The sequence below is a fragment of the Nocardia cerradoensis NBRC 101014 genome, assembly GCF_000308535.1.
In the GTDB taxonomy this organism is placed as follows: domain Bacteria; phylum Actinomycetota; class Actinomycetes; order Mycobacteriales; family Mycobacteriaceae; genus Nocardia; species Nocardia cerradoensis.
In genome coordinates, this window is record NZ_BAFW01000234.1 from 1 (window position 1) to 8,200 (window position 8,200).

General features: G+C 70.0%; 3 protein-coding genes. All 3 read right to left on the reverse strand.

Features of this window, described 5'->3' with window-relative positions:
- On the reverse strand, positions 1-6,433 hold a 6,433-nt coding region (locus ON23_RS24310; protein ID WP_039781027.1), incomplete at its 3' end, for a non-ribosomal peptide synthetase.
- A gap of 220 nt (positions 6,434-6,653) precedes the next feature.
- Positions 6,654-7,631: a helix-turn-helix transcriptional regulator gene (locus ON23_RS24315; protein ID WP_039781024.1), complete on the reverse strand. Its 978-nt coding sequence runs from the start codon at positions 7,629-7,631 to the stop codon at positions 6,654-6,656.
- 53 nt (positions 7,632-7,684) lie between these two features.
- Positions 7,685-8,200 (reverse strand): M23 family metallopeptidase (locus ON23_RS24320; RefSeq protein ID WP_039781026.1); only part of this gene is annotated, 516 nt, incomplete at its 5' end.

Consider the following 8,200-nt stretch of genomic DNA (forward strand, 5'->3'; position numbering starts at 1 on the left):
CGACATGGGGATCGGCGACGACCGCGCTCAGCAGCCGCACGAAACGGTCCGCGAATCCGGCAATCGTCGACTCGTCGAACAGATCCGTCGCGTACGTGAAGACGGCCGGCTGTTCGCGGTCACCGTCGACAGGCGAAATCGTCAGTTGCAGATCGAATTTCGCGACGGCTCCGTCGAAGTCGACCTCCTCGACGGCCAGTCCGGGCAGTTCCAGCCGGGCGGCATCGACGTTCTGGAAGAACAGCGCCACCTGGAACAGCGGATGGTGCGACGGCGCCCGGACCGGATCCAGGACCTCGACCAACCGCTCGAAGGGCAGTTCGGCGTGCGAGAACGCGGCCAGGTCCGATTCGCGTACCCGGTCCAGCAGATCGACGAAGCTCGTGCCGGGTTCGACCTCGGTGCGCAGCACCAGGGTGTTGACGAACATGCCGACGAGATCGTCGAGCTCGCGTTCACCACGCCCGGCCACCGGGGCGCCCAGGGTGACATCCGTGCTGCCGGCCAGCCGCGACAGCAATGCCGCGAAGGCCGCGTGCACCACCATGAACTCGGACGCGTTGCGGGCGCGGGCGATCTCCGACACGGCGCGATGCGTCTGCGCCGGGATCGCGAACGAATACACCCCGCCGACGCCCGAGGGCGTCTGCGGCCGCGGCCGGTCCGCGGGCAGGTCGATCCGCTCCGGCGCGTCGGCCAGCGCCGCGCGCCAGAACGCCAGCTGCTGCGCCGCCGGCGACTCGGGATCGTTCTCGTCGCCGAGCAGCTCCCGCTGCCACAGCGCGTAGTCCGCGTACTGCACCGGCAGCGGCGCCCACGCGGGCGCCTCACCCGAGATGCGCGCCAGGTAGGCGGTCATCAGGTCCCGGACCAGCGGCGCCACCGACGCGCCGTCCGCCGCGATGTGGTGCGTCACCACGACCACCACGTGCACGTCGGGGGCCGACGTCAGCACCGCCATCCGCAACGGCACCTCGGCCGCGACGTCGAATCCGCGCAGCGCGAAGCGGGAGATCCAGTCCACCACAGCGTTTTCGCCGACCTCGACGACCGGCAGATCCGGCACCGTGGACGAGGGCAGCGCGTTCTGATACCCCACGCCGTCCACGGCCGGGTAGACGGTCCGCAGCACCTCGTGCCGGGCGACCACGTCACCCACGGCCGATCGCAGCGCCGTCAGGTCCAGCTCACCCGTCAGCCGGACGGCGAAGGGAATGTTGTTGGCCGGGGAGGCGGTGTCGAACTGGTTGAGGAACCACATCCGCTGCTGGGCCAGCGACAGCGGCACCAGCTCCGGCCGCGGCCCCGCCACCAGTGCGGGACGTTGTGCGGGCGCGACGGCTGCTTCGGCGCGAATCGCCAACTGCTCCACCGACGGCGCCTCGAACAGGTCCCGGACCGCGACCGCGGCGCCGAGCGCGGCGTTCACCCGTGCGACGACCCGGGTGGCGACCAGGGAGTTGCCGCCCAGGGCGAAGAAGTCGTCGTCGCGGCCGACCCGGTCGGCGCCGAGCACGTCGGCGAACACCCGGGCGATCGCTTCCTCGACCGGCGTGACGGGAGCGCGGAACTCGCGCTCCCCCAGCACCTTCGGCTCGGGCAGCGCACGCCGGTCCAGTTTGCCGTTCGGAGTCAGCGGCAGCGACTCCAGCACCATGACCACGTCGGGAACCATGTAGCCGGTGAGGAATTCGCCCACCGCCGAGCGCACCGCAGCGGGGTCGGCGACCTGCCCGGCCTCCGGGACGACGTAACCGACCAGCCGGTCACCGAGGTCGTGATCGGAGTGGACCACCGCCACGGCCTGGCTGATGCCGGGGCAGCGCAACAGCGCGGCCTCGACCTCACCCAGTTCGATACGGAAGCCGCGCAGCTGTACCTGCTGATCGCTGCGCCCGGCATATTCCAGGGCGGCCTCACCGTCGAAACCGGCCCAGCGGCCGATATCGCCCGAGCGGTACATGCGCGTACCGGGCGCCCCGAACGGGTTCGCCACGAATCGAGTCGCGGTCAGGCCCGGGCGGCCCAGGTATCCGCGCGACAGCTGGCGTCCCGAGATGTACATCTCGCCGGCGACACCGACGGGAGCCGGATGCAGGCGTTCGTCGAGGACGTAGGCTTCCAGGCCCGGCAGCGCCTGGCCGATCACGCTGGCCGGATGATCGGCCAGACCCTCGTCGAGCGCCAGGAACGACACGTGCACCGTGGTTTCGGTGATGCCGTACATGTTCACCAGTCGCGGCGCGGACGAACCGTGCCGCTCGTACCAGCGGCCGAGCTGGCGCAGATCCAAGGCCTCGCCACCGAAGACGATGTAGCGCAGGGCGAACTTGCCCGCACTCGCCACCGCGGTATCCCCGCCGGTGTGATTCTGCGCGGCGCGATCGGCCTCGGCCAGCTGATAGAACGCCGACGGCGTCTGGTTCAGCACCGTGACCTGCTCGCGAATCAGCAACTCGCGGAACGCTTCCGGCGAACGCGAGGTCAGGTGATCGACCACGACCACCGCACCACCGGTGGCCAGCGAACACCACAACTCCCACACCGAGAAGTCGAAGGCGAAGGAGTGGAACAGCGTCCACACATCGGTCTCGTCGAAGTCGAACAGCAGCTGCGTGTTCGCGAACAACTCCAGCACGTTGCGATGGGTGACGCCCACGCCCTTGGGCACACCGGTGGAACCCGAGGTGTAGATGACATAAGCCAGATCGGCCGGGCGCAGCGAACGCACGCGGTCGCCGTCGGTGATCGCAGCGTCGGCGAAGTTGCCGGTCTCCTCCAGCAGCACCGTCGCCAGTTCCGCGGCGGGCAGTTCCGGCCGCACGGCGGCCGTGGTGAGCACACACGCCGGCTCGGCATCCGACAGCATGAATTCCAGCCGCTGCGCGGGGTAGCCGGTGTCGATCGGCAGGTAGGCCGCGCCCGACAGGAGGACACCCAGCAGCGCGACGGGCAGTTCCTCGGTCCGCGGAACCGCCACCGCCACCAGGGATTCCGGGCCCACGCCCTGAGCGATGAGCGCGCGCGCCACACGATTGGCGCGCCGCAGCAGCTCACCGAAGGTGACGGTGGTGTCGCCGAACCGGATGGCCACCGCGCCCGCGCGCCGCTGCGCCTGCGCCTCGATCAGATCCACCAGCGTCACCGGCGGGACCAGCGCCCCGGGTGAATTCCATTCGTGCAGAACCAGTTCCCGCTCCCCGGGGGCGAGAACGTCGACGTCGCCGACGACCGCGGCCGCATCGGCCGCGACAGCGCTCACGATGCGCAGGAAGCGATCGGCGAAGTCCTGCACCGTCGCCTCGTCGAACAGATCCGTCGCATAGCTGAACGATGCCGAGATACCTTGTGGCACACCGTGTTCGTCGACGCGCTCGGCCATGGCGAGCTGCAGGTCGAATTTGGCCGAATCGATCGCCAGATCGACACCCGACACCGCGAGGCCGGGCAGTTCCAGTTCGGTGCGGGACAGGTTCTGGAACGTCAGCATGACCTGGAACAGCGGATGCCGGCCGGTCGAACGCGCCGGGTCGAGAATCTCCACCAACCGCTCGAACGGCACATCGGCGTGGCCGAACGCGGCGACGTCGGTGCCGCGCACGTCGGCGAGCACCTGTTCGAAACTGCGTGCCGGATCGATCTCGGTCCGCAGCACCAAGGTGTTGACGAACATGCCGATCAACTCGTCGAGCGCCTCGTCGCCGCGGCCCGCGATCGGGGTGCCGATCGCGATGTCGCGCGTGCCGGACAGGCGGGCCAGCAGGACCGCCAGCGCGGCGTGCACGACCATGAAGAGCGTGGCCTGATGTTCGTGGGCGAGGCGGTTCAGTGCCGCGTGCACCGCCGGGTCGATCTCGAAGTCGTGGGTGCCGCCGCGGTAGGACGCGACCGCCGGGCGCGGACGGTCGGCCGGGAGGTCCAATTGCTCGGGCAGCGCGGCGAGTTCGCGGCGCCAGAAGGCGATCTGCGCGGCGAGCACCGACTCGGGATCGTCCTCGCTGCCCAGCGTTTCCCGTTGCCACAGCGCGTAATCGGCGTACTGGACCGCGAGCGGCGACCATTCGGGGTGGCCGCCGCGCGCCCGGTCGAGGTAGGCGGTCATCAGATCGCGGGTGAGCGGGCCCATCGAGAAACCGTCGCCGGCGATGTGGTGGATCACGCACACCAGCACGTGCTCGGTCTCGCTCAGCCGCAGCACCCGCAGGCGCACCGGCGGCGCGGTCGTCACGTCGAAGCCGCCGGAGACGGTCTCGGCGACCAGGGTGGCCACCTCGTTCTCGGCCGCCTCGACCAGCGGGATCCGCGGTACCGCACGGGAATCCGAGAGCGGCAGCACCTGCTGGTAGCCCTCGCCGTCGAGTTCGGGATAGACGGTGCGCAGCACCTCGTGGCGTTCCACCAGATCCCGCACCGCGGACCGCAGCGCGTCCACGTCGAGGCGTCCGCTCAGCCGCACCGCGACCGGAATGTTGTTGACGGCCCCGGCGGGATCGAAGCGGTTGAGGAACCACATCCGCTGCTGCGCGTAGGACAGCGGGATGCGTTCGGGCCGGGTCATCGGCCGCAGCCGCTCCCCGGTTCCGGTTCCGGCGTGGCGTTCCACCTGTTCGGCGAGCGCGGCCACGGTCGAGGCCTCGAACAGCAGCTGCACCGGTACGCGGGCGCCCAGCGCCGAGCCGATCCGGGCCGCCGCCTGGGCGGCCAGCAGCGAGTTGCCGCCGAGTTCGAAGAAGTCGTCGTCGGCGCCGACCCGGCCGGGGTTGTCCCCGTCGCCGGGGACGAGCAGGGCTGCGAAGACCTCGGCGACGATCTCCTCCACCGGGGTGGCGGGAGCGCGGAATTCGCGGGCCGCGAAGGTCGGTTCCGGCAGCCGGGCGCGGTCGAGTTTGCCCACCGGGGTCAGCGGAATCTCGTCCAGCGCCATGATCGCCGCCGGAATCATGTACGCGGGCAACGATTCCGCCAGGAAATCGTCCAGGCTCGCGATATCTAGCGCGGCCCCGGAACGCGGCAGCACATACGACACCAGCGCCGTCGCGCCCGAGGGCAGCGCGCGGCCGATGGTGGCGGCGAAGTCGATATCCGGATGGGCGGTCAGCGCGTTGTCGATCTCGCCGAGCTCGATGCGGAAACCGCGGATCTTGACCTGGAAGTCGGAGCGGCCCAGATATTCGATGGTGCCGTCGGATTCGTTGCGGCGCACCAGGTCGCCGGTGCGATACAACCGTCCGCCGGGCCGGCCGGCCTCCGCGCCGAACGGACTGGCGACGAACCGCTCGGCGGTCAGCCCCGGCCGATTCAGATAGCCCTGCGCCAGCGCCGGGCCGGCCAGATAGAGCTCCCCGACCACGCCTGCCGGCACGGGACGAAGCCGCGAATCGAGGACGTAGGCCCCGACTCCGGAGATCGCGGTACCGATCGTGATCGGCTGGTCGGCAGCCATTTCTGCGGTGGAGGTGGCGAGGATCGTCGCCTCGGTCGGGCCGTAACCGTTGTAGAAGCGGCGGCCGTCGCGCGCCCAGCGCCCGACCAGCTCGGGACCGAACTTGTCACCCGCGACCACCACGACCTCGAGGTCGGGCAGATCGGCCGGGTCCACCGACTCCAAGGCGCCCGGCGTGATCAGCATGTGCGAAACGCGTTCGCGCCGCAGCAGATCCGCCAGCTCGAAACCACCGAACACGTCCGGCGGGGAGACGACCAGGGTCGCCCCCGACGAGAAGGCCAGCAGCAGTTCAAGCACCGAGACGTCGAAGTTGGGCGAGCAGACGTGGAGTACCCGGGCGCCCTCGGTCACGCCGTAGTGCTCGCGCTCGGCCGCGACCAGTCCGCCGAGACCCGCGTGCGTCACCACGACGCCCTTGGGGCGGCCGGTGGAACCGGACGTGTAGATCACGTAGGCCGGATGCGCCTCGGTGAGCGGGCGCACGCGGTCGGTGTAGGAGATCGGATGCGCCGGATGCGAGGCGATCCGCTCGGAGACAACCGGATCGTCGAGTTCGAGCCAGTACACGCCACTGCCGAGCGCACCGCGATACGCGCCGGTGGTCAGGCCGAGGACGGCGCCGGAATCGGCGACGATATGCGCGATGCGGTCGGGCGGATAGGCCGGATCGACCGGCACGTAGGCGGCACCCGCCTTGGCGATCGCCCACACCGCGAGCACCGATTCGATCGAGCGCGCGATGCCGATGGCCACCACGTCGCCCGCGCCGATACCGCGCGCGATGAGTTCCCGGGCCAGGCGCGAGGACGCCTCGTCCAACTCTCGATAGGTCAGCTGCCGCGCATCGGCCGGCTCACCGGTCGGATCGAACCGGATCGCTACCGCGTCCGCGGCGGATTCCACCGCAGCGGTCAGCAGCTGACCGAAAAGCGGGCTGCCCGACCGGCGGCGACGACCTCCACGAGCGGAACGGCGGGCAGTATCCATTCGAGTGTCTTCACCTCTCGCGTCCAGCAGGTCCGCACGGTCCAACACCCCCTCGCGCGGTCCGAGCAATCATATAAGGATGGCTGAGCCCCCGGGTGACGGCCGATCTACGGCCGCAACCCGCCGGTGCTCCTAGTTCTCATCGCTGCCAGGGTGCCTCGATGTTGCACCCCGCGTCGACCTCCGTGACTCTAGTCACAGCCGCACCAGCGGCCGCATGTCACAGCCAGCCGCGGCGGATCGCCTGCACGCCGGCCTGGAACCGGGTGCTGGCGCCCAGGCGTTCCAGCAGGCTGGCGGTCCGCCGGACCACCGTGCGCCGGGACATGCCCAGCCGCCGGGCGATGGTGTCGTCCGTCGCGCCCAAGCCCATCAGGGTCAGGATGGCCCGGTCGCGTTCGTCCAGCGGCTGGTCCGGATTCACCGAGATCGGCGCGGCCAGCGACCACAACACCTCGAAGGTGTGCACGATCGCGTCCAGCGTCGGGCAGGCCGCGATGCGCAGACCCATCGGATCGCCGCGGCGTTCGTCGTGATGCAGCATCAGCGCCGCGCGGTCGTCGTCGGCGATGATCACCTTGAACGGCGGATCGGGCAGGGTGCGTGCCTGCGCTCCGGCGGTATTGGCCTGCAGCGCGAAGCGCAGCCGATCGGGATCCTGATAGATGGTGTCCTGATACAGCGTCTGATAGCGCACGCCCGCCGACATCCGCGCCGAGCGCACGTCGAACAGCCGCGCGGCGCGCTCGCCCTCGCACAGATACGGGCCCCGGTCGATCATCCGGATCCGGTTGCGCGCGGCCCGCTGCAGATCCTCGAATTCGGCGACCACCTCGCGGGCCTCGTACATCGGCACGACCGTGCCGTCGCCGCGCGTGGTGCGCCGAACCGAGCGGAACGTCTCACCGAGTCGGGCCGCGGCCTCGTGCATACGCGCGGTTTCGGCTTGGCGGCGGCGGGATTCGGCTTCCGACAGGGCCTCGGGAGCGTGGGCGTCCCAGCGGACGGTGTCGTCGATCTCGATCCGGACCACGGCCTGCATCTCGCACAGTGTGTCCAGCGCGGCCGCGACCGCCTCACGGGAGCACTCCAGATATTGCGCCAGTTCCGACAGGCTGGACCGCGGATGCTGCACCAGAGCCGTATAGGTGCGGCCGTGCAAGGAGCCGGAATCGAACAACTCGTACAAACCAGTCAATGCATCAACCCCCCGCGGCCGGCCGAGCCGGGCGGCCGACGACAGCGCGGGCGCTATTCGCCCGCCCCCCACGACTGCTGGGACAGGACGACGCCCTTGCTCGCCAGATAGGGAGCCGGATCGATCTTGACGTCGCTGGGATCCCAGATCTCCAGATGCAGGTGCGGGCCGGTGGAGTTGCCGCGGTTGCCGACGGTGGCGATCACGTCACCGGCGTTCACCCGCTGGCCGACGTGCGTGAGGATGTCGTTGACGTGGCCGTACACCGCGGTGGTGCCGTCGTCCTGCTTGACCCGGACCCACAGCCCGAAGCCCGAGGCGGGACCGGCGTCGATCACCGTGCCGTTCTCCACCGAATGAATAGGAGTACCGATCGAATCGGCGAAGTCGACACCGTAATGCATGGCGCCCCACCGGGAACCGAAGCCGGAACTCACGACCCCGGCCACCGGCCGCACGGCCTGGGCGGGCGCGAGCTGCTGCTGAATACCCTTCAGCACCTCTTCGGCGTGCGAGAGCGGGCCGGCGACCTCGGGCGGCAGATTCTGCAGACCGAACGGGGCGGGCGC